General features: G+C 73.8%; 15 protein-coding genes. 7 read left to right on the plus strand and 8 right to left on the minus strand.

What is annotated here, in order from left to right; translation table 11 throughout:
* Nucleotides 1-220: 220 nt before the first annotated feature.
* Nucleotides 221-1,636, minus strand: coding sequence for a cytochrome P450 (locus tag LZF96_RS16295; protein ID WP_233872421.1), 1,416 nt, complete (start codon nucleotides 1,634-1,636; stop codon nucleotides 221-223).
* Between the two features lie 171 nt (nucleotides 1,637-1,807).
* Nucleotides 1,808-3,076, minus strand: coding sequence for a SigB/SigF/SigG family RNA polymerase sigma factor (locus tag LZF96_RS27055; protein WP_308294218.1), 1,269 nt, complete (start codon nucleotides 3,074-3,076; stop codon nucleotides 1,808-1,810).
* Nucleotides 3,077-3,417: 341 nt separating this feature from the next.
* Between LZF96_RS27055 and LZF96_RS16305 the strand changes: the two genes are divergently transcribed.
* The 3 genes from LZF96_RS16305 to LZF96_RS16315 are packed head-to-tail and all read left to right on the plus strand — an operon-like array spanning nucleotide 3,418 to nucleotide 6,279.
* Complete coding sequence (locus LZF96_RS16305) at nucleotides 3,418-3,783, plus strand: hypothetical protein (protein WP_233872424.1); 366 nt, start codon at nucleotides 3,418-3,420, stop codon at nucleotides 3,781-3,783.
* A complete protein-coding gene (locus tag LZF96_RS16310; protein WP_233872427.1) occupies nucleotides 3,780-5,180 on the plus strand; it encodes a glutamate--cysteine ligase in 1,401 nt (466 codons plus the stop codon). Before LZF96_RS16305 ends, LZF96_RS16310 begins: the two co-directional genes overlap by 4 nt.
* The gene (locus tag LZF96_RS16315; protein WP_233872430.1) at nucleotides 5,173-6,279 is read left to right on the plus strand and encodes an iron-containing redox enzyme family protein; all 1,107 of its coding nucleotides are present in this window, start codon (nucleotides 5,173-5,175) and stop codon (nucleotides 6,277-6,279) included. The genes LZF96_RS16310 and LZF96_RS16315 overlap by 8 nt, the downstream gene beginning before the upstream one ends.
* Before the next feature lie 247 nt (nucleotides 6,280-6,526).
* Here LZF96_RS16315 and LZF96_RS16320 read toward each other — a convergent pair whose 3' ends face one another.
* Nucleotides 6,527-8,011: a PLP-dependent aminotransferase family protein gene (locus LZF96_RS16320; RefSeq protein ID WP_233872433.1), complete on the minus strand. Its 1,485-nt coding sequence runs from the start codon at nucleotides 8,009-8,011 to the stop codon at nucleotides 6,527-6,529.
* Between LZF96_RS16320 and LZF96_RS16325 the strand changes: the two genes are divergently transcribed.
* Nucleotides 8,010-8,906: a DMT family transporter gene (locus LZF96_RS16325; RefSeq protein ID WP_233872436.1), complete on the plus strand. Its 897-nt coding sequence runs from the start codon at nucleotides 8,010-8,012 to the stop codon at nucleotides 8,904-8,906. The genes LZF96_RS16320 and LZF96_RS16325 overlap by 2 nt on opposite strands.
* 87 nt (nucleotides 8,907-8,993) lie before the next feature.
* Here the strand turns inward: LZF96_RS16325 and LZF96_RS16330 are convergent, their stop codons facing one another.
* Nucleotides 8,994-9,173 carry a CDGSH iron-sulfur domain-containing protein gene (locus LZF96_RS16330; protein WP_233872486.1) on the minus strand — a complete coding sequence of 60 codons (180 nt, stop codon included), beginning with the start codon at nucleotides 9,171-9,173 and terminating at the stop codon, nucleotides 8,994-8,996.
* Nucleotides 9,174-9,324: 151 nt separating this feature from the next.
* Entirely contained in the window at nucleotides 9,325-9,981 is a 657-nt protein-coding gene (locus LZF96_RS16335; protein WP_233872439.1) for a methyltransferase, read from the minus strand.
* Nucleotides 9,982-10,239: 258 nt separating this feature from the next.
* On the opposite strand from LZF96_RS16335, the gene LZF96_RS16340 reads away from it, so the two are divergent.
* Together LZF96_RS16340 and LZF96_RS16345 are read left to right on the plus strand one after the other, a co-directional pair.
* Nucleotides 10,240-11,433 (plus strand): zinc-dependent alcohol dehydrogenase, encoded by a 1,194-nt coding sequence (locus LZF96_RS16340; protein ID WP_233872442.1) that lies wholly within the window; start codon nucleotides 10,240-10,242, stop codon nucleotides 11,431-11,433.
* A 113-nt stretch (nucleotides 11,434-11,546) separates the two neighbouring features.
* On the plus strand, nucleotides 11,547-12,665 hold the full coding sequence (locus LZF96_RS16345; protein WP_233872445.1) for an NAD-dependent epimerase/dehydratase family protein: 1,119 nt from the start codon (nucleotides 11,547-11,549) through the stop codon (nucleotides 12,663-12,665).
* A 100-nt stretch (nucleotides 12,666-12,765) separates the two neighbouring features.
* Here LZF96_RS16345 and LZF96_RS27060 read toward each other — a convergent pair whose 3' ends face one another.
* Together LZF96_RS27060 and LZF96_RS16355 are read right to left on the minus strand one after the other, a co-directional pair.
* The gene (locus LZF96_RS27060; RefSeq protein WP_233872448.1) at nucleotides 12,766-14,793 is read right to left on the minus strand and encodes a glycoside hydrolase family 15 protein; all 2,028 of its coding nucleotides are present in this window, start codon (nucleotides 14,791-14,793) and stop codon (nucleotides 12,766-12,768) included.
* On the minus strand, nucleotides 14,790-15,749 hold the full coding sequence (locus LZF96_RS16355) for a TIGR03885 family FMN-dependent LLM class oxidoreductase (protein WP_233872451.1): 960 nt from the start codon (nucleotides 15,747-15,749) through the stop codon (nucleotides 14,790-14,792). The genes LZF96_RS27060 and LZF96_RS16355 overlap by 4 nt, the downstream gene beginning before the upstream one ends.
* Before the next feature lie 443 nt (nucleotides 15,750-16,192).
* Between LZF96_RS16355 and LZF96_RS16360 the strand changes: the two genes are divergently transcribed.
* Nucleotides 16,193-18,889 (plus strand): glycoside hydrolase family 9 protein, encoded by a 2,697-nt coding sequence (locus tag LZF96_RS16360; RefSeq protein WP_374203257.1) that lies wholly within the window; start codon nucleotides 16,193-16,195, stop codon nucleotides 18,887-18,889.
* 177 nt (nucleotides 18,890-19,066) lie between these two features.
* On the opposite strand, the gene LZF96_RS16365 is transcribed toward LZF96_RS16360, so the two are convergent.
* Nucleotides 19,067-21,352: a catalase gene (locus LZF96_RS16365; protein WP_267940977.1), complete on the minus strand. Its 2,286-nt coding sequence runs from the start codon at nucleotides 21,350-21,352 to the stop codon at nucleotides 19,067-19,069.
* Nucleotides 21,353-21,687: the final 335 nt, after the last annotated feature.

The raw sequence follows: 21,687 nt of genomic DNA on the forward strand, positions 1-21,687 counted from the left end.
CGGGAGGGGAGCCGGGCGCCGTGCTCCCGACGGCGGTCCGGATCGCCGGGGTTCGGCAGGGGAACGCCTCGAAGCGCCCGTCGGTTCCCCCCCGGTGGGGCGGGAACCGACGGGCGCGGGGGACCGTGACCATCGGGGGTCGGAGGCGTTGGCATGCCGGAGGGGGCCGGGTGTCACCGGGAGGGCCCGGCGACACCCGGCCCCGGTCGGGGAGGACCGGTCAGCCCGCTCCGGCTCGGGGTCGGGGAGTGAGGTACAGCGTGAAGTGGTCCAACAGCGCGGGGACCGCTTCCCCGGCTCGCGGCGCGGGCCGGGAGATCACCTTCCAGTCGGTGTGCGCCAGCATCCCCGCCAGCCACGAACTCGCCGTCAACAGCACCAGGTTCTCGCCCGGGCACCGTCCGGGACCGTCGCTGAACGGCACGAGCGCCGGGTTCTCCTCCGCGTCCCCCGACAACCACTGCTCGGGTGCGAAGGAGTCCTGGTGGGGAGTGGCGAATTCGCCGCGCTGGAACCACGGGGAGTACGTCACCACCAGGGTCCCGGCGGGCATGGTGCCCCCCGTCCACCGGGTGGGTTCGGTGGTCTCCCGCAGGATCATCGGGGTGGTGTGCCACAGCCGTGTCGACTCCCGCACGCAGGCCCGCAGATAGGGCAACGGGCGCGGGGTGGCCGGATCACCGGCCTCGCCCGCCTCCGCCACCGCCCGGGCCGCCTGTTCGGGGTGTCCCGCCAGCAGTGCCAGGGCCCGGAAGGTGACCATCCCGGCGGGCTCGTAGGCGAACAACCAGTGCGGGATCTGCCCCACCGGATCCGCCTCCGGTCGACCGAGCCCCGGCTCGTGCAGCGCGTGGGCGATGGTGCCGGGCTCGGCGGCGAAGGCGTACCGGTGGACGCGCAGCAGGAACTCGTCGCGCCGGGCGCGCTGCCGGCCGCGCAGCAGGGACCAATTCGCGGCCGAACGCAGGGTGTTCAGCCGCTCGGTGAGTCCGGTGTCGTCGGCCGCCGCCTCACCCAGCACGATGCGACGCACCGCCCGCCACCACATCTCGCCGAAGTCGTCCCAACCCAGCACGCCGTGCCGCAGCGCGCGGTCGACGGTGGCGGAGGACTCCTCGGCCGTGCGCCGCACCACATCCGGGGCGGCGGAGTGCATCGCCCGGGGCATCTGCAGGGCCTTCTCGTTGACCCGCCGACGGGCCCGACGCTCCCCGCCGCGGGAGATCAACGAGCCGTGCGGCTGGAACTTGCCCAGCGCCCGCCGCTTCTCCAGTGTGTCGGGGGTGAACGGGTCGGGGGTCTCGCCGAGGACCCGGTGCATGTCCCCGGGGGTCAGCAGCAGGGCGATCGGCCGGGCGGTGGTGTTGAGCATCACCGGCCCGTCCCCGTAGCGCTGCCGCAGCTCGGCCATCAGGTCGAGCGCGTGACGATCCCAGCCGTGGCGCTCGGAGAGCTTCATGGGGGTGGGCCGGCGCATGATCGGGCCCTTGGCGGCGGTGGGCAGCAGCAACTGCGTCAGGACACGCGCGGCGTCACGGGGGGACAGGCGGACGAGTTCCCCGGTGGCCTCCGGGGAGTCGGTCCCGGCCGTGTGGGGCGACTCGAGGGTGCCGGCGGCACCGGTCGGCGGGGTCAACGTACCTCCCGGGTTCGGGACGGGTTCCACGACCCGTCATGGGGCGGACACCGGGGCGGGGACCACTGCGCGGCCCCGTCACGGTTTCGGTGCTTCTGTCCCGACCGGCTCCTCCCATGCCCCCTTCCCGGGGTGGTTCCCCGACGCCCGCCCCCGGGCCCCGGGGGCGGGTCAGCCACCGATGACCGGGTGGGCCCCGGTGCCCCGGGGCGTGGTGCGCACCGGTGTGCGAGGGGGGCGGGAGGGTGCGGCGGGTGAGGAGCGTGCCGAACGACTCCGGACGGCCCCCGGCGTCGGAGGGCCGGCCCCCCGGGGCGACCGAACCCGGGCTCCGCTCCCGGTGGTTTTCCCACCCGAGTTCGGAGAGGTTTTCCCCGGTGTGGTTCCGCGGGGATCGGAAGGAGCGGATGTCGGGTTGTCCCGCCCCCCACCGTCGTGCGGAAGAGCCTTCCCCGGATTCTTTTTCGAGGAATTCGGGGAATTCCCGTGAAGCGGAATGTCGGAGGAATTCGGGGAGGACGGGCCCGGGTGTCCGGGGCGCACGCCGACGGACGAAACCATCGGATGGCGTGGAGCCTTCTCCTGCCCGACGGGACCTCCCGGAAACCTCTCGTTTCCGGCCCTTTCAGTGACGTGCGGAAGAGGCCCGGGACCCGGGGGTCCCGTGGTCCCGGGGGGCACCCGGGAGGCGGGGGTCCGTGTCGACTTCCCGGCATCCACCGGGTCCCCGCTCTCCACCGCCTCGCGGATGCGGATCAGCGCCTGGCGCAACAGCCGGGAGACGTGCATCTGTGAGATGCCCAGCCGTTCGCCGATCCGGCTCTGCGACAGATCACCGAAGAAACGCAGGTAGAGAATGGCCTGCTCGCGCTCCGACAACCCGGCCACGGCCCCTCTCACCGACTCGCGGTCCACCACGTGGTCGAAGCCGGGATCCGGTTCGCCGAGCGCGCCCAGCAGGGACGGCCCCCCGTCCTCGCCGGACCCCGTGGGGGAGGCGTCCAACGAGAGGGTGCTGAAGCTGCGCATCGCCTCCATGCCGAGCCGGACCTCCTGCTCCGACAGGCCGGTGTACTCGGCGATCCGTCCGATCGGTGGCCCGTACTCGTCCAACCCGCAGTCCAGATGGCGGCTGGCGGTCCGCACCCGGTTGCGCAGCTCCTGGGTGTGGCGCGGGACGTGCACCCGCCACATGCAGTCCCGGAAGTGTCGCTTGACCTCGCCCACGATCGTCGGCACCGCGAAGCTCTCGAAGGCGTTGCCCCGCGAGGGGTCGTAGCGCTCCACCGCCTTGACCAGGCCCAGTGCCGCCACCTGGCGCAGATCCTCCAGGTCCTCCCCGCGGCTGCGGTAGGTCAGCGCGATCCGGTCGGCCATGGGCTTCCAGGCGCAGACCACCTGGCGGCACAGCCGCTGTCGTTCCGGGCACGGCGGCAGCACGGCGATCCGCTCGAATTCCTCACGCGTGTCCGGTGCGTCGTGGTGCGCATGGCGACGGCCACGTCGTTTTCCGGGTCCTCCCGGTATTTTCCCGGGGATGTCTCCGGGCATTCTCGCCCCTCTTCGCCTGTCCGACACGGAATCACGGGCTCGACGGCGTTCGGCCCTCGGGGGAGCATCGTTAATTCCCGCGCACTCCTTCCGCTTCCGCGCGCGGCCCATCGCGGACCCCGAGCCATCCACGCCCGATTCCATGGTGACCCCGATCACGCCCCTCCGCATCCGGAGTGCTTTTCCGCCCCGGGAGGTTTCCCGACGGCCACAGCGGTCACCCGAAGAACATGAACCAGTCATCGAAGGGCCCCGGTGCCGCGGGGCTCCCCATCCCGGAGTACGACCAGCTCACCCCGGGCGAACTGGAGCACCGGATCCGTTCCCTGGAGTCGGAGCAGGTCGACCATCTCCTCGCCCACGAGCGGGACCACGCCGACCGCCCACAGGTGATCAACCTGCTCACCGAACGCCTGGGGCAGATGGAGGACGGCTCCCCGCCCACCCCCGGTGGTGACCCGCGTCCCGGTCACGCCGACAGCGGACGCGGGGGGTCCCCCGTCCATCCGACGACCTCGCCCCAACCCTTCCACTCGCCGCCGCACGGCACCCCGCAGCAGCCGGCCCGGCCCAAGGCGGACGAGCGACGTCCGTGACGACCACCCGCGGCTCCACCGCGACCACCGTCGCACCCCGACCGGTGTCCTCCTCCACCCCCGGTGACGCGCTCACCGTCGGGGTGGAGGAGGAATTCCTGCTGGTCGACCCCCGCACCGCGCGGACCTCCCCGGCCTGCGCACGGGTGCTGGCGCGCGTGGAGGCGGACCCGCCGCCGGCCGGCGGGTGCCGCCCCGAACTCCACGCCACCCAGGTGGAGGCGTCCACCGGGGTGTGCACGGACCTGAACGGTGATCGGGGAGTCGCCGGTCAGCTGTCCGGTCTGCGATCCCGCCTGGCCGCGGCGGCCCGGGAGGAGGACGTCCTCCTGGTGCCCTCCGGCACCCCCGTCCTCGGCGGCGGGGGACCGCACATCACACCCGAGGACCGGTACGAGCGCATCGCGGCGCATTACGCCGGCGCCATGGAGCACTACGAGATGTGCGGCTGCCACGTGCACGTCGGTGTCCCGGACGAGGAGACCGCCGTGGCCGTCGTCAACCGCCTGCGCCCCTGGCTGCCGGTGCTCCTGGCCCTCTCCGCCAACTCTCCCCTCCACCGGGGACGGGATCGCGGCTTCGCGAGCTGGCGGATCGCCGAGGAGGTGCGCTTCCCCGGCGCCGGCCTGCCGCCGTGGTTCGACTCCGCGGCCCACCACCGCGCCGTCCTGGACCGCATGGTCGAGACCGGGGCGCTCGCCGACCACGGGATGACCTTCTGGCTGGCCCGCCCCTCCTCCCGCTATCCCACCGTGGAGGTGCGTGTCGCCGACACCGCCGCCACGGTCGACGAGGCGGTGCTCCAGGCCGGTCTGGTCCGCGCCCTGGTGCGCACCGCCCTCACGGAGCTGGAGGCGGGTGCCGCGACCCCGCGCCCCGACGACCAGGAGGCGGCGGCGGCCCTGTGGAGCGCCGCCCGCCACGGGCTGGGCGGCTCCCTGGTCCATCCCCGCACCGGACGGCTCGTCCCGGCCCGGGAAGCGGTGGACGCGCTTCTCGCCTCGGTGACACCGGCCCTGGAGGGCAGCGGGGACCTGCTCCCGGTACGCTCCCTGCTCGACGCCGTCCTCGCCGGCGGCACCGGAGCCGATCGGCAGCGCGCCGCCTGGCGGGAGGGCGGCCCCGGCGCCGTGGTCGGGATGCTGGCGGTCCGGACCGGCGGTGGGTCGGGTGCCGCGCCCACCCCCGGCGACCCTCGGACCACGGTCCCCCCGGAAGAGCGTCCCCGAACCCCCGAGCCCTCCGACCCCGGCAGCGCCGACGGTGCCCCGGCGGTCCGGCCCACCCCGACCCCGGCAGCGCCGCCGGAGCCGGAGGCACGACGGGAGGACTCCCCGTCGCCCTTCCACTTCGATCCCGCGACCCCCTCGCGGGCACAGGAGCCGCCCCATGCCTGAGCAGATCCTCACCCGTCCCGTTCCCACCGGCGCCGGGCGCCGCCCCACGACCCCCGAGGGGGTGCCGGCGCCCTCGTTGCCCCGCTCCCGGGGGCCGCTGGGGGACGCGGTCCTCGCGTTGCTGGGGCCCGAACCGCCCGCCCCGGGCGCCGAGGGCGCGCCCGCAGTGACCCCGGAGCTGACGGCGGAGATCGCCGCGGCCGACCCGTACGGCGGCGACCTGCACGTGGCCCTCTCCGTCTGCTACGAGTTGCACTACCGCGGCTTCGCGGGTGTCCACCCGGACCGCGAGTGGGACCCGGCCCTGTTGAGCCTGCGGGCCGCGCTGGAGCAGCGCTTCCTCACCGCGCTGCGCGCCGACCTGCCGGACGACACCGACCTGCGCGGGGCGCTGGAGGATCTGCTGACCGAGCCGCCCGGCGGTGCCGGGGTCTCCCGGTACCTCTCCCGGTCGGGGGAGTGGTGGCAGATGCGCGAGTACCTCGTGCACCGTTCGATCTACCACCTCAAGGAGGCCGACCCGCACGCCTGGGCCATTCCCCGCCTGACCGGTCGGGCCAAGGCCGCGCTGGTCGCCGTCGAGTTCGACGAGTACGGCGGGGGCCGGGCGGACCGGATACACGCGCACCTGTTCGCCGAACTGCTGGAGGGGGCGGGGCTGGAATCCGGCTACCTGGCCTACGTGGACGTGGTGCCGTCCCCGGCGCTCGCGGTGGTCAACCTGATGTCGCTGTTCGGCCTGCACCGCACCCTGCGCGGCGCGTTGGTGGGCCACTTCGCGGCGGCCGAGATCACCACCCCGCCCTCCGCCCGACGGCTGGTCCGCGCTCTGCAGCGGATGGGTGCCCCCGAGCGGTGCGCGCGCTTCTACACCGAGCACATCGAGGCGGACGCCGTCCACGAGCAGTTGATGCGGCACGACGTCATCGCCGATCTGCTGGAGCGGGAGCCGGAACTGCGGGCGGACGTGGTCTTCGGCATCCGGGCCACCGGTTTCCTGGAGGCGCGGCTGGGACGCCTGATGCTCGATGCATGGGCCCGCGACCGCAGTTCCCTGATCGGGCCCATGCGGCCGGGCGGCGCCCCGGCGGCCGCCTGACCGGGCGGCCCTCCGGCGGTACGCCGATCGACGGCGCCGGTTCCCCTTCCCGACCGGGAACCGGCGATGTCCGGCGTGTTCGGACGCCTCTTCCGATCGGGGAGAGGCGTCCGGCGGGCCGTTCCCCCGCCGGTTCCGTCGATCCGGCCGCATCGCCCGTCCGGGACGGGGCCCGATCCCGTCGCCCGTGGGCGCCCCGGCCGGAGTCATCGGTGGGTCCGGCCCGGGGACGTGCCGGACCGTCGCCTCACCCGGGATCGGGGGACACCGTCACCGGGAACACGCCGGTGTCGATCAGGGCCCGGCGCAGCCGTCGGACCCCCTCCTCCAGATGCCCGGTGCCGGGTGCGCCGACGTGGCTCAATCGCAGGTGGGGCGCGGGGGATTCGGCGGGGAAGTAGGGGCCGCCGGCGGTGACCGCCACACCGTGCCGCAGGGCGGACGCGACCACCGCGTGCTCGTCGGTGCCGTCGGGCAGCCGGAGCCACAGGTGGTAGCCGCCCGGCGGCGGTCTCTCCGGCAGCAGTTCCGGTAGCGCTCCGCCGAGGGCGGCCAGCAGGGCGGTGCGGCGTTCGCGCAGCGCCTCCGCGAGCGTGCGCAGGTGACGGGTCCACGCGGGGGAACCGACCAGTTCGAGGGTGGTCTCCTGCAACGGCCGGGGGATGAGCAGGCCGTCGACCACCTGGACGGCGCGCAGGCGTTCCCATGCCGGGCCGCGCGCGGTCAGGGCCCCGATCCGCAGGCTGGGCGAGGTCGCCTTGGTCAGCGAGCGGATGTGGACCACGACGCCGTCCGGGTCGTCGGCGGCCAACGGGGGCGGTGCCGGCGGGGAGTCGGCGTGCACCATGCGGCGGGCGAAGTCGTCCTCCACGACGAAGGCGCCCGCCGCCCGGGCGACGCGTACCACCTCGGTGCGCCGGCGCGGCGACAGGACGGCGCCGGTGGGGTTGTGGAACAGCGGTTGGCAGACGAACAGCCTGGCCCGGGTGGCCGCGAACGCGTCGGCCAGCAGGTCGGTGCGCACCCCGTCGGCGTCCACCGGCACCGGGACCGGTCGCAGCCCGGCCGCGCGGGCGACGGCGAGCGTCCCCGGATAGCCGGGGGATTCGACCAGGACCGGCGAGCCGGGGGCGGCCAGCGCCCGCAGGGCGGTGGTGAGGGCGCTCTGGCCCCCTCCGGTGACCAGCACGTCCGAGGCGCTGAGCGGACCGCCGGGGCCGCCGACGTCCCGGGCGAACCATTCCCGCAACTCGGCCAATCCCTCCACCGGCGGCCGGGACCAGGTTCCCGGCCGCCGACCGGCCCGGGCCAGGGCGGCGGCCAGCGCGCGTTCGGGACGCAGGACCGCGTGCGGGTATCCGCCGTTGAGGTCGATGACCTCGGGAGGCGGGGCGACGAGGGTGGCGAGCAGGCCGTTCGCGTCGACCCCGCGGGGACCGACATCGACGGCGGAGTGCGGTGGGTCCGCGCTGAGGGCGACCTCCTGCCAGGAGAGGTCGCCGCCGGCGGTCGTGGCGCGGCGGGAGGGGGCCTTGAAGACCCCGGAGCCGGGGCGGGCGACGACCAGCCCCTCGGCGGCGAGCGAGGAGATCGCCCGGGAGACCGTCACCGGGCCGACCCCGTACCGCGCCACCAACGCGCGACTGGACGGCAGCTTCTCCCCGTCCGAGTAACGGTTCAGTTCATCGCGCAGTTCGGAGACCACCCGATCCACACTGCTACCGTATTTCATGAAGATACATGATAGCGCTACTCGCCCCCGGACGATAACGGTTCGCGGCGGTACCCTCGCGGCCGCCCTCGCCGTCGTCTCCTTCTCGCTGAGCTTCCCGGCGACGGTGTGGGCGCTGGACGGATTCGGTCCCTGGACGGTGACCGGCGTGCGGGGGCTCCTCGCCGGTCTCCTCGCGGCGGCCTGCCTGATCGCCGCCCGCACACCCCTGCCGGAGCGTCGGCACGTGCCGGACCTGCTGACGGTCGCCGTCGGCTGCGTGATCGGTTTCCCGCTGTTCACCGCACTGGCCCTGCCGACCTCCGGAACCGGGCACTCCGCCGTGGTCATCGGCGTCCTGCCCCTGGCCACCGCGATCATTTCCTCGGCCCTGACCGGCGGCCGCCCCTCGCGCACCTTCTGGGTGGCCGCCGGGGTCGGGGCCGCCACGGTCGTGGCCTTCACCCTGAGCCGGGGACACGGCCTGCCGACCATCGGTGACGGGTACCTCTTCGCGGCGGTGCTGTCGGCCGCCGCCGGGTACGCCCGGGGCGGCCGGCTCGCCTCGTACCTGCCCGGTTGGCAGGTCATCGCCTGGGGTGTGGTCGCCGCCCTCCCGGTCTCCGCCGTGCTGACGGCCGGAGCCCTCGTGGTCGAACCCGCGCGGCCCGGGCCCGCCGCGATCCTCGGCCTGCTCTACCTCGCCGCGGTGTCGCAGTTCGGCGGCTTCGTCCTGTGGTACCGGGGAATGGCCCTGATCGGCGTGCCCCGGGCGAGCCAGCTCCAACTCGCCCAGCCCCTGCTCACCCTGGTCTGGGCGGTTCTGCTGATGGGGGAACGGCTTCCCGTCCTCGCCCCCGTCACGGCGGTGATCGTCCTCGTCTGCGTCGTGGTCACCCAACGCTCCCGCGTCTGACCGGTGGGAAGCCCCGGGGACTCGACAGACACGCCCGGCCCGGGGTCCCGATACCCGACGGGTCCTCCCGCCACCCCGCTCGGCGATTCACTCCTCGCCGGAGCGACGGGGGCGGGTGTCCCGGTGGCTGGTGTCACACCACGGGAGGCGGGCGCTGCGCCCGCACACGCAGATGGCGACCGTCATCCGGTCGGAGGTCTCCACCCGTCCGTCGGGCAGTTCCACGGTCACCGGTCCCTCCACCAGGAGGGGTTCACCGGGCAGCATCCGCACCCGGCACCCGCTTCCGCCCGCCGGTGGGATCGAGGACGTCGGGGAGGGCGCCGGTGGACCCGGCGAATCGGGGCCCGTGCCATCCGGGGACCCCGTGGTGTCCGGGGCCTCGCCGCACGCACCGCCCCCGTGGTCCCCCGCCGGATCACGCCAGGTCGGCACGGATCACCACCAGTTCCTCCGTGCGCCGGCCGGGATGGATCAGCCCGGCGCCCTCCAACCACTCGGCCCGCCGACGCATCACCGGCCCGAAGGGCAGCACCATGCCCGCCACGACCTCGGCCCGCATCCCGTGTCGGCGCAGCATCCGCAGCGTGCGGCCCGGCCCGCACACCTTGGAGTGGACCATCAGCAGGGACCCCCGGTGCCGCAGCAGCGACGGGGTCAGGGCGCAGACGCGATCCACCAGCGCCCTTCCGTCCGGCCCGGCCTCCCAGGCGACCCGCGCCCCCCGGCGCGGCGGAACGGCATCGGGGCCGGGCACGTACGGGGGATTGGCCAGCACGACGTCGAACCGTCGGCCGTCCCGTCCCGCCCGGCCCATCTCGCCGCGGCTCACCCGGACCGGGAGTCCGCTCAACCAGGCGTTGCAGCGGGCCGTGAGCACGGCCCGCCCGGACACGTCGAACGCCCGGGCCTCCCGGGCACCCAGTCGCAACGCCTCCATCGCCAGGACCCCCGTCCCGGTGCACAGGTCCACGACCCGGGCCCCGGCCGCCAGACCGGAATCCGCCAACGCCTCGCGCAGCAACCAGGTGTCCTGTTGGGGCGCGTACACCCCCGGGGCTCTCAGCAACGGCATGGGAAGCGGGTCACCGATCCCGGCCGGCCCAAACCCGGGACGCCCCCGGGTTCCGTCGGCACGCACCGGGAGATCGCCCCGAGAGCGCCGTGAAACGGGCCAACACGAGTGAAGCGGGAGGTGACGGGTACTCGCAGACAATCGGGAGGAGGAGGGGCGAACGCCGACGGTGTGGCCCCGTCCGGTCCCCCGGAGCGTTCCCGGCCCCCCGATGCCGGTGACCCACCGGGCATCGACCACGACGCGGAGGAGAGACCCATGAAGGCGACCGTCTGGCACGGAAAGCGGGACGTGCGGGTGGAGGACGTCCCGGACCCCCGGGTGGAGGAACCCACCGACGCCGTCATCCGCGTCACCTCCAGCGGTCTGTGCGGTTCCGATCTGCACCTGTACGAGGTGATGGCCCCGTTCATGACGTCCGGTGACATCCTCGGCCACGAACCGATGGGCGTGGTGGAGGAAGTGGGTTCCGAGGTGGGCGGACTCGCCCCCGGCGACCGCGTGGTGGTGCCCTTCCAGATCTCCTGTGGTCGGTGCTTCATGTGCGAACGCGGTCTCCAGACCCAGTGCGAGACCACCCAGGTCCGTGAACAGGGCACCGGGGCGGCGCTGTTCGGGTACACCAAGCTCTACGGCGCGGTACCGGGGGGGCAGGCCGAGTACCTGCGGGTGCCGCGGGCGGACTACGGGCCGATCAAGGTACCCGACGGGGTGCCGGACGACCGCTACCTGTACCTCTCGGACGTGCTTCCCACCGCCTGGCAGGCCGTGGAGTACGCGGACCTGCCGACCGGCGGCACGCTCGCCGTCCTGGGGCTGGGCCCGATCGGCGACATGGCCTGCCGCATCGCCCTGCACCGGGGGGCGGGGAAGGTGATCGGCATCGAGCCCGTCCCCGAGCGACGGGAGCGGGCGAGGGCGCGCGGGGTGGAGACCCTCGACCCCACCGACCTCGACGACACCGAGGAGATCATCGCCGAGGTCCGCGACCGCACCGGCGGACGGGGCCCGGACTCCGTCATCGACGCGGTCGGGATGGAGGCGCACGGCAGCCCGGTGGGGAAGCTGGCGCAGACCGCCGGCGGCCTGCTGCCCGGCAAGTTGGCCGAGAAGGTGTTCACCACCGCCGGCGTCGACCGCCTGGCCGCCCTGCACCTGGCCATCGGCCTGGTGCGGCGCGGGGGCACCATCTCCCTCAGCGGCGTCTACGGCGGCGAGGCGGACCCGATGCCGATGATGACCCTCTTCGACAAGCAGGTCACGTTGCGCATGGGCCAGGCCAACGTCCGCCGTTGGACGCCGGAGATCCTGCCGCTCCTGGAGGGCTCCGAGGACCCCCTGGGCGTGGACGGGTTCGCCACCCACCACCTGCCGCTGGCCGATGCCCCGCACGCCTACGAGATGTTCCAGCGCAAGGAGGACGGCGCCGTGAAGATCGTCTTCCGGCCCTGAACCACCGGTCGGCCCCGATCCTCGGCGATCCGCCCCGACGCGCCCGTCCCCCGGCCCCGGAGCCGTTCGCCGCCAGGATCCCCACCCCACTCCCGGACGAAGGGGAGCATCCCGTGAACGCGTCACCCACCACCGACCCCGGCGAGGGGCTGCGGGTCGCCGTCATCGGCGCCACCGGCAACATCGGGACCAGCCTGTTGCGTGCCCTGGCCGCCGACCCCGCGGTCGCCGCCGTACGCGGCCTGGCCCGCCGCACCCCCGACCGGGCCCCCGACAAGACGTCCTGGTGGCCCGTCGATCTGGGTGATCCCCGTCCCACCACCGGGCGTGCGCTGGAGGAGGCGCTGCGCGGGATGGACGCGGTCGTCCACCTCGGTTGGCTCATGCAGCCCGCCCGTGATCCCCTGATCACCTGGCGCACCAACGTGTTGGGCACCGAGCGGGTGCTGCGCGCCGTCGCCCGGGTGGGGGTGCCGGCGGTGCTGTGCGCCTCCTCCGTGGCGGCCTACACCTCCGGCCCGCCGCCCTCACGCCGGCGGGAACGCCCCGTGGTCCGCGAGGACGCCGCCACCCACGGACGCCCCACCGCCGCCTACAGCCGGGAGAAGGCGTACCAGGAGCGGCTGCTGGACGTCTTCGAGCGGGACCACCCGGAGGTGCGGGTGGTGCGGATGCGTCCGGCGTTCCTGCTCAAGCGGGAGTCCGCCTCCCAACAGCGCCGCCTCTTCCTCGGGCCGTTCGTCCCCGGCGGGCTGTTCCGCCCCGGCCTGCTGCCCCTGCTGCCGAACATCCCCGGGCTGCGCGTGCAGGTGCTGCACACCGACGACGCGGCCGAGGCCTGGCGACTGGCGCTGCACCGACCGGTGCGCGGCGCGTTCAACCTGGCCGCCGAACCGGTGCTGGACACCGACGCCCTGGCGAACCTGCTGGACACCACCCCGAGGACCGTGCCGCTCGCGGTCGCCCGCGCCGCGGTGACGGCGGCCTGGAGCGCACGCCTCACGCCCGCCTCGCCGGCCCTCTTCGACACGATGGTGCGGCTCCCGGTGATGGACTGCTCGCGGGCCCGTGACGCACTGGGCTGGACTCCGCGCCACGACGCGCGGGAGACGGTGGCGGCCCTGCTGGGCGGCCTGCGGGACGCCGCCGGCGGCCCCACCGCGCCGCTGCGCGCCCGACTGCCGGGCGGGCGGCTCGAGGAGGTGGTCAAGGGCCCCGGCCGCGTTCCCTGACCCACCGCGACCCGGGCCCGTCGGGACCGCGCGAATCGGCCGCCGCACCTCGTCCCACGAGGCGCGGCGGCCGATTCCGTTCACGGTCGGGCGGGTCGGCTCAGGACGCCGACCCGGCTCCTCCTTCCGCGGACGTCCTCCCGGAGGTCTCCCGCTTCTCCCGCTCCAGTCGCTCCTCCCCGCGCCGCTCCGCCCAGGAGTGCAGCGCCTCCCGGTGCTCGGCGGCCTCCAGGTTCATCGCCGCCTCGATCAGCGCCAGATGGGTGAAGGCCTGCGGGTAGTTCCCCAGGAAGGTGCCGTCACCCGCCATCTGCTCCGAGTACAGCCCGAAGGAACCGGTTCGCGCGCACAGCGCGTCGAAGCGCCGTCGGGCCTCCTCGATGCGCCCGGCGGGCACCAGGGCGGAGACCATGTCGAAGGAACACATCAGGAAGGCACCCTCGGGCTCCTCGAACCCGTCCTCGGTCACCTTGTGGTCGTAGCGGTGCACCAGGTGGTCCCCGTCCCCCAGTTCCTCGGCGATCCGGTCGATGGTGGACACCATCCGCGGGTCGTCACCGTCGATGAAGCCCTGGAGGGACAGGTGCAGCAGCGCGGCGTCCATGCCCCGCTCGCCGTACGCCTGCACGAAGGCGCCGACCTCCTCGTTCCAACCGTGTTCCAGCAGGTCGGCCCGGACGGCGTCCCGTTCGCTCCGCCAGCGGTCCACCGGCACCCCGGTCTCCCCGCACAGCTCGGCCAACCGCACCCCCCGGTCCAGTGCCACCCAGGAGTACAGCCGCGAGTATGTCCAGTGGCGCGGTTCGCCGCGTGCCTCCCACAGGCCGTGGTCCGGCTCTCGCCAGATCCCGGCGAGGATGTCGGTCAGCCGCCACAGCTCCGCCAGGTCCCGGTCGGTCAGCCGACCCGTGACCTGCTGGAACGAGTACGCGGCGTCGAGGAGGTGTCCGTAGGAGTCCATCTGGTGCTGTTCGTACGCCTCGTTGCCCACACGTACCGGCCCGGAACGGGCGTAGCCCTCCAGGTGGTCCAGTTCGCTCTCCTCGATACGGGTGGTGCCGTCCAGCTTCAGCATCGGCTCCATCCGCTCGCTGCGGTCCACGCACCCGTTGAGGGCGAAGCGCAGGTAGCGCTCGGCTTCCTCCTCGTGGCCCAGACGCAGCAGGACCAGGACCACCAGGGCGGCGTCCCGGTGCCAGACGTAGCGGTAGTCCCAGTTCCGGGTACCACCGATCCACTCGGGCAGCGAGGTGGTGGGGGCGGCGAGCAGGCCGCCGGTCTCGTCGGAGAGCAGGCCGCGCAGTACGACCCCGCCCCGGCGCACCAGGTCGGCGGCCGGGCCGTCGTAGGAGGTGCGGTCGGACCAGCTCTGCCAGGCGGCGGCGGTCTCCTCGGCCATCCGTCCGCCGTCCGCCGTCCGCCCGGGACCCGTCAACGGTTCACCCCGGTAGCCGAGGAGGAAGGTGGTGCTCTCGCCCTCCTCCAGGTCCACCGCGGCCCGCGCGATCCCGTCCCCGTCCACCGTGTGCGGGGTGTCCCCACCGAGCCACAGCCCCTCGGTTCCGGTGTCGAGCGCGCAGCGCAGCACGTTCTCGTACGCCTCCCACCGGGCGGCGTGGCGCCCGTAATCCGGGCGGGCCTCCACCCGGGAGAGGACCCTCACCCGTCCCGAGACGCAGCGCACCTCCCGCACCAGGACACCGACGGCGGAGAAGCCGGCGGGGCCGCCGGCGGTCCCCTCCTTCCCGGCGACGGGGGCGTCGCTGTCCGGGGAGTCGGGGTGGACGGCCAGCAGGTCGCGGACCACGGCCTCGCCTTCGGGACCGTGCCGGCGGCTCTCCAGCACCAGGGTGTCGCCGAGGTAGCGCCGCACCGGCGGTTCGGCTCCCTCCACGGTCAGTTCCCACGCGCCGCCCCGCTTCCGGTCCAGGATCCGGGCGAAGACGGAGGGCCCGTCGAAGCGAGGGGAGCAGAGCCATTCGATCGCCCCGTCGGGGCCGACCAGGGCGGCGGTGTGGCAGTCGGAGAGGAAGGCGTGGGAGTCGATCGGGGGGTATCCGCCGTGCTCCCCGCCCGCCGGGTGGGGGGTCGTGGCCGGGGTTGCCCGGGGGGCTCGGTTCCCGCTCACCCGGTCACCTCCGGCAGCACCCGCTCACCGAAGGTCTCCACGAAACGCACCTGGTCCGGCCCCACCTGGTGCAGCATCACCCGGTCGAAGCCCTCGGCGGCCCTCACCAGCCACGCGGCGTGCTCGCCGGGGTCGTGGGAGGTGTGGACGTACTCCGCCACCTGCTCGGGGGTGACGAACCGGGCCGCCTGCTCGAAGTGTTCCGGTTGGGCGATCTCCCAGGCCACGTCGCTGCCCAGGATCGTCTCCCGCCACTGGTCGTGGGCCACCGCCAGGGCCCGTTCGGGGTCGGGGTCCCAGGACAGGTGCACCTGGAGCACGGCGGGGCCGCGTCCGCCGGCCTCCCGATAGGCGGAGAGCGTCTCGCGTTGGGCGTGGCCGGGCTGGTTGATGGTGATCAGCCCGTCGGCCCAGCGGGCGGAGCGGCCGGCGGTGGCCGGGGTCACCGCGGCGGTGTACATCTCGGGAACGGGATCGGGACGGGTCCACAGGCGGGCCTCGCGCACGGGCCAGGGGCCGTCCTCCGCGTGCACGGTCTCACCGGCGAACAGGGCGCGCATCACCTCGACGGAGAACTCCAGGCGACTGTTGCGCTCCTCCTTGGGCGGCCAGGGGTCGCCGGTGACCCGTTCGTTGAGGGCCTCGCCGGAGCCGAGGGCGGCCCAGTGCCGGCCGGGGAACATCTCGCCGAGGGTGCCCATCGCCTGGGCCAGTACCACCGGGTGGTACCGGGTGCCGGGACTGGTCACCACGCCCATGGGCAGGTCGGTGGCCTGCAGGGCGGCGCCCAGCCAGGTCCAGGCGTGGCCGGAGTGGCCCTGCCGGGTGTTCCACGGGGCCAGGTGGTCGGAGCACATGCCGGCGCCGAAGCCGGCCCGTTCGGCGGCGCGGAGGGCGTCGAGCAGCGCGCCGGGGGTGAACTGTTCGTGGGAGGCGTGGAATCCGTAGACCGTCACGGCGTCCACGTCCCCCGGGAGGCGGTGGGGGCCGGTTCCCGGGCCCCGCGGGGGCGGGGCGGCGCGGGGGCGGGGGTCGGCCGGTGGGCGTGTTTCGAGGAGTTCGATGCCTGGTCAACCATGCTCCTCGGGTAACCGGGAACGTCTCCGGACAAACCCGGTCCGCGGACGGTGTGACGGCCGTCCGCCCGGGGGATCCCGGGGGAAAGCGATCGATCCCGATTATTGACCGGACATCAACAAAACCCCGAGGATGACATGGGAGCGCTCCCATGGTGATTCGACCCCGAATCCCCGTCGGGTCGGGCCCCGGGGTGGGTCCGTTGTCGCCCCGGAACCCGGCCGGTACCCCCCCACCGACCGTCCTCCGGAAGGACCGAGCCGTGCCCCATCGTCCCTCCCCGATCCCGGCCGACCCCGCGCCGCCCGGCACGTCCCCGCCGGTGTCCGCGCCCGGCGCCGGCCGGACCGTCCGCCGGTTGCGCCGAGGCGCGATCGGAACCGCCGCCGCGGTCGCCCTCCTCGGCGGCACCCTCGCCGTCCCCGCCCTCGCCGACGAACCCGAGGAGCCCACCGGGCCCGACCTGATCGTCAACGGCGACTTCGCCGCCGGCACCACCGGCTGGTGGTGGACCGCCAACACCGAGGGGGTCGCCGCCGACGGGCGGATGTGCCTCGACATCCCCGGTGGCACCGTGGAGCCCTGGGACGCCATCGTCGGTCAGGACGGCCTCCCGCTCACCGCCGGCGAGACCTACGCCCTGACCTTCACCGCCGAGTCCACCGTGCCGATCGTCAGCCGCACCAACGTGCAGCTGGCGGTGGATCCCTGGACGCAGGAACTCGGATCGGTCGACGTCATCGGACCCGAGCCGGAAACCTTCACCCACGTCTTCACCCCCGGCGCCGACCACGACGCCGCCCAGCTCGCCTACCAGATCGGTGGCAGTGAGGACCCCTTCACCTTCTGCCTCTCCGGGGTCTCCCTGCGGGGCGGTGCCGAACAGCAGCCCTACGAGCCCGACACCGGCTCGCCGGTGCGGGTCAACCAGGTCGGTTACCTCACCGACGGGCCCAAGCGGGGCACCGTCGTCACCGACGCGGTCGGGGCACTGGGATTCACCGTGCGCGACGCCGACGGCGCCGCCGTCGCGAGCGGCACCACCGTCCCGCTGGGCGAGGACCCCACCTCGCGGCAGAACGTCCACGGCTTCGGCTTCTCCGAGCTGGACGAGGCGGGGGAGGGCTACACCGTCGAGGTGGACGGTGAGGTGAGCATCCCCTTCGCGATCGGCGACGACCTCTACTCCGACCTGCGCTCGGACGCGCTGGCGTACTTCTACCACAACCGCAGCGGCATCGAGATCCGGGCCGACCTCGTCGGCGAGGAGTACGCCCGCCCCGCCGGCCACGTGGACGTCGCGCCCAACCGGGGGGACGGCGCGGTGCCCTGTCGCCCCGGCCAGTGCGACTACACCCTGGACGTCACCGGTGGCTGGTACGACGCCGGCGACCACGGCAAGTACGTCGTCAACGGCGGCATCTCCGTCGCCCAGGTGATGGCGAACTTCGAGCGCACCCTGCACGTGGAGGGCGCGAACGACGAACCGTTGGGCGACGGCGCGCTGCGGGTGCCCGAGCGCGGCAACGGCGTGCCGGACATCCTCGACGAGGCGCGCTGGCAGATGGACTTCCTGATGCGGATGCAGGTGCCCGCCGGCGAGCCGCTGGCCGGCATGGCGCACCACAAGATGCACGACCGCAACTGGACCGGCATGCCGATGCTGCCCCACCAGGACCCGCAGATCCGCGAGCTGGCCCCACCGTCCACCGCCGCCACCCTCAACCTGGCGGCCTCCGCGGCCCAGTGCGCGCGTCTCTTCGAGCCCTACGACGCCGACTTCGCCGCCCGCTGCCTGGAGGTCGCCGAGACGGCCTGGGACGCGGCGGTCGCCAACCCCACCCGTTACGCGAGCCCCAACGACGGGCAGGGCGGCGGCGCGTACAGCGACAACGACGTCACCGACGAGTTCTACTGGGCGGCCGCCGAGCTGTTCATCACCACCGGTGACGCCGGGTACCGCGCGGCCGTCCTGGACTCCCCGATCCACGGGGACCTGGACGCCACCTTCCCGCGCGGCGGCTTCGCCTGGGCCGACACGGCCGCGCTCGGCGCCCTCAACCTCGCCGTGGTGCCCAACGACCTCACCGACGGCGAACTGGCGGCGGTCCGGGCGTTGCTGCTGGAGGCCGCCGACCGGTACGCGGCCGACTCCGCCGGCACCGCCTACGGCCTGCCGTTCGACGCCACCTACGTCTGGGGCTCCAACAGCCAGGTCCTCAACAACATGATCGTTCTGGCCACCGCCCACGACCTGACCGGCGAGGACGCCTACCGGGACGCCGCCCTCGGCGGCTGGGACTACCTGCTGGGCCGCAACCCGCTCAACCTCTCCTACGTCACCGGTTACGGCGAGCGGTACGCGCAGAACCAGCACCACCGGCACTGGGCCCGGCAGCTGAACCCCAACCTGCCGTACGCCGCGCCCGGTTCGGTGGCGGGAGGACCCAACAGCGCCCTGCAGGACCCGATCGCCCAGCGGCTGCTCACCGGGTGCGCCCCGGCGATGTGCTACATCGACCACATCGAGTCGTACGCGACCAACGAGGTCACCATCAACTGGAACGCTCCGCTGGCCTGGATGGCGTCCTGGGCCGACGACCTCGCCACCGGCTCCGACGGTGGCGGTGACGACGGTGGCGGTGACGACGGTGGCGGTGACGACGGTGGCGGTGACGACGGTGGCGGTGACAACGGCGACGCGACCTGCGAGGTCACCTGGACCGCCCACCGTTGGAACAACGGCTTCACCGCCGAGGTGCGGGTCCGCAACACCGGCGACGCGACCATCTCCCCCTGGGAGCTGCGCTGGAGCTTCTCCGACGATCAGCGGATCACCCAGGCGTGGAGTGCCGAGGTGACCCAGAGCGGACGCGACGTGGTGGCCCGCCCGGCCGCCTGGAACGCAGTCCTGGCGCCCGGTGCCGAGATCGGCTTCGGGTTCCTGGGCACCTCCGGATCCGGGGCGACCGACCCCACCGCCTTCACCCTGGGCGGCGCGGCCTGCGCCACCGGCTGACGAACGCGGGGTCACCCCCGCACGCACACGGGGCCGGGTCCGTCGGGAACGACGGGCCCGGCCCTCGCGCACTCCCCGGCCGGGCATTCTCCGCGCCGACCCGCCGACCCGCCGACCCGCCGACCCGCCGACCCGCCGGATCGCGAGGACGGGCCGGTCGGGGGACCGGCCGGGCTCTCAGGCCCCGGCCGGGACCGGGAAGCGGTTCCAGACCCGGTGCGACCTCAGCAGGTCGACGAGTTCCTCCAGGACCGCCGAGGAGGTCGGCCCCACCACCACGCCGGGCGCGGTGGTGGAACAACCGGCGGCCCGCAGGACGCCGTCGGCGCCGCCCCAGCCGCCGATGGCCTTGGAGTGCCGGAACGCCTCGGAGACCATCAGCAGCACCCGCGGGTCGACGCCGGTGCCGCTCCCCTCCGGGGCGCCCGCGCCGGCGCCGCGGGCCCCGGAGGCGTCGGGGCCGATCGCGGCGCTCCCGGCGAGCAGCAGCGCGTCGAACTCCACCGAGCGCGCGGTGACGAAGGTCCGTTGCACGGTGATCGGCTCGCCGTTCCCACCGCCGCCGTTCCCGTTGCCCAGTTCGCCGCCGGTGGGGGCGATCACCAGGGGCACCATGCCGGCCTCCAGGATCGCGTCCCGGGCCGAGCGCACCTGGGACAAGTCGGTCCCGCTGTCGGCGACGATGCCGATGATCCGTCCCTTGGTGGGCCAGGTCTTCCCGACCTGGGAGAGCGCCGGGCTCGGCTCCGGGGCCCGGGTGGCGTACTCCGGGTCCGGCTCGGGGGCCGGCAGACCGAGGCCGGTCGCCACCTCGCGGCACAGCCGCTCGTCGATGTTGGCCAGGACCCGCAGCGTCCGCTCCCGGATCGTCCGCTCGTAGCACTTGGCCAGCTCGAAGGTGTAGGCGCCGATGATGTGTTCCTGCTCCACCGGCGACATGCTGCGCCAGAACATCCGGGGTTGGGAGAAGTGGTCGCCGAAGGACTCCGGCGCTTCCCGCACCTGACGGGACTCCGCCACCCGTACCGGGGTCTCCACGTACCCGCCCTCGCCCGCACCCGCCAGGAACGGGCAGCCGCCGTCCAGGGAATTGGGGTGGTACGGCGCCACCCCGCGATGCACGGCCTGCTGGTGGAAGCCGTCCCGCAGCATGTCGTTGACCTCGGCGTGTGGCCGGTTGATCGGGATCTGCGAGAAGTTGGGCCCGGCCAGTCGGGTGATCTGGGTGTCGATGTAGGAGAACAGCCGGCCCGCCAGCAGCGGGTCGTCGGTGACGTCGATACCCGGCACCAGGTGACCGGGGTGGAACGCCACCTGCTCGGTCTCCGCGAAGTAGTTGGACGGGTTGGCGTCCAGCGTCAGCAGCCCGATCGGCTGAACCGGTGCCAGCTCCTCGGGCACGATCTTCGTCGGGTCCAGCAGGTCGATGCCCTCGAAGGTCTGCTCCGGGGTGTCCGGGAACGCCTGGATGCCCAGCTCCCACTGCGGGTACGCCCCCGCCTCGATGGCGTCGGCCAGGTCACGACGGTGGAAGTCGGGGTCGAAGCCGTTGATCATCTGCGCCTCCTCCCACACCAGGGAGTGGACGCCGGCCCGCGGCTTCCAGTGGAACTTCACCAGGGTGGTCGAGCCGTCGGCGGCCACCAGACGGAAGGTGTGGACGCCGAAGCCCTCCATCGTCCGGTAGGAGCGCGGGATGCCCCGGTCCGACATGTTCCAGAGGGTGTGGAAGGTCGCCTCGGTGTGCAGGGAGACGAAGTCCCAGAAGGTGTCGTGGGCGCTCTGCGCCTGCGGGATCTCCCGGTCCGGGTGCGGCTTGGCCGCGTGGACGACGTCGGGGAACTTGATCGCGTCCTGGATGAAGAAGACCGGGATGTTGTTCCCCACCAGGTCGAAGACGCCCTCGGAGGTGTAGAACTTCGTGGCGAAGCCCCGGGTGTCACGGACGGTGTCCGCCGATCCCCGCGAGCCCAGGACGGTGGAGAACCGCACGAAGACGGGGGTCTCCACGTCCTTGGCCAGGAACCCGGCCTTGCAGATGTCCTCGGCGGTGCCGTAACCGCGGAAGACACCGTGCGCCGCCGCACCCCGGGCGTGCACCACCCGCTCGGGGATGCGCTCGTGGTCGAAGTGGGTGATCTTCTCCCGCAGGTGGTGGTCGCGCAGCAGCACCGGGCCGCGCGCGCCCGCCTTCAGCGAGTGGTCGGTGTCCGGAAGGCGCGACCCCTGGGCGGTGGTCAGCCGCGCCCCCCGCTGGGCGCGGTCGCCGATCTCCCCGGAGGGGTGTCCGGTGGGGGAGACGGGGGCGGGCTCGGTCTGGTCCGGCTTGGGGGGCAGCGGGTCCCGCGGAGCGGTGGGTTCCTCCAGGGAGGGGGGCTCGGGGGCCGGCACACCGGGAATGTCGGGGGAGTCCCCGACGGCGGGCTCGTGCGGGCGGGGGGATTCTTCGCTCCGGTTCACCATTCCTCCGGATCGTGGCTGGTCTGCGGGTGGTGGGGCGCGGTCCGCGGCCACGGGGAACCGTGGCCGACACGGTCGCCGACCCCTCCCGTTCGCGGGGATGCCGACGATGCCGGGGTCCCCGGGGCTCCCGGGAGGGGTGGGGCGGGTGAAACGGGCCGTTCCCATCGGTTAACCGGTACGGACCATCCCATGCCTCTGATGACCCGACTCGTACGGTTTTCACCGGTGCGGGGTCGGTGGGTCACCCGCCCGGGCGCCGCCGAGGCCGGTGTCTCCCACATGACCTTCTTCCGGCACTTCCCCACCAAGGAGGACGTGGTTCTGCGGGACGAGTA

The sequence above is a fragment of the Streptomyces sp. ST2-7A genome, from assembly GCF_021390475.1.
Classification (GTDB): domain Bacteria; phylum Actinomycetota; class Actinomycetes; order Streptomycetales; family Streptomycetaceae; genus Streptomyces.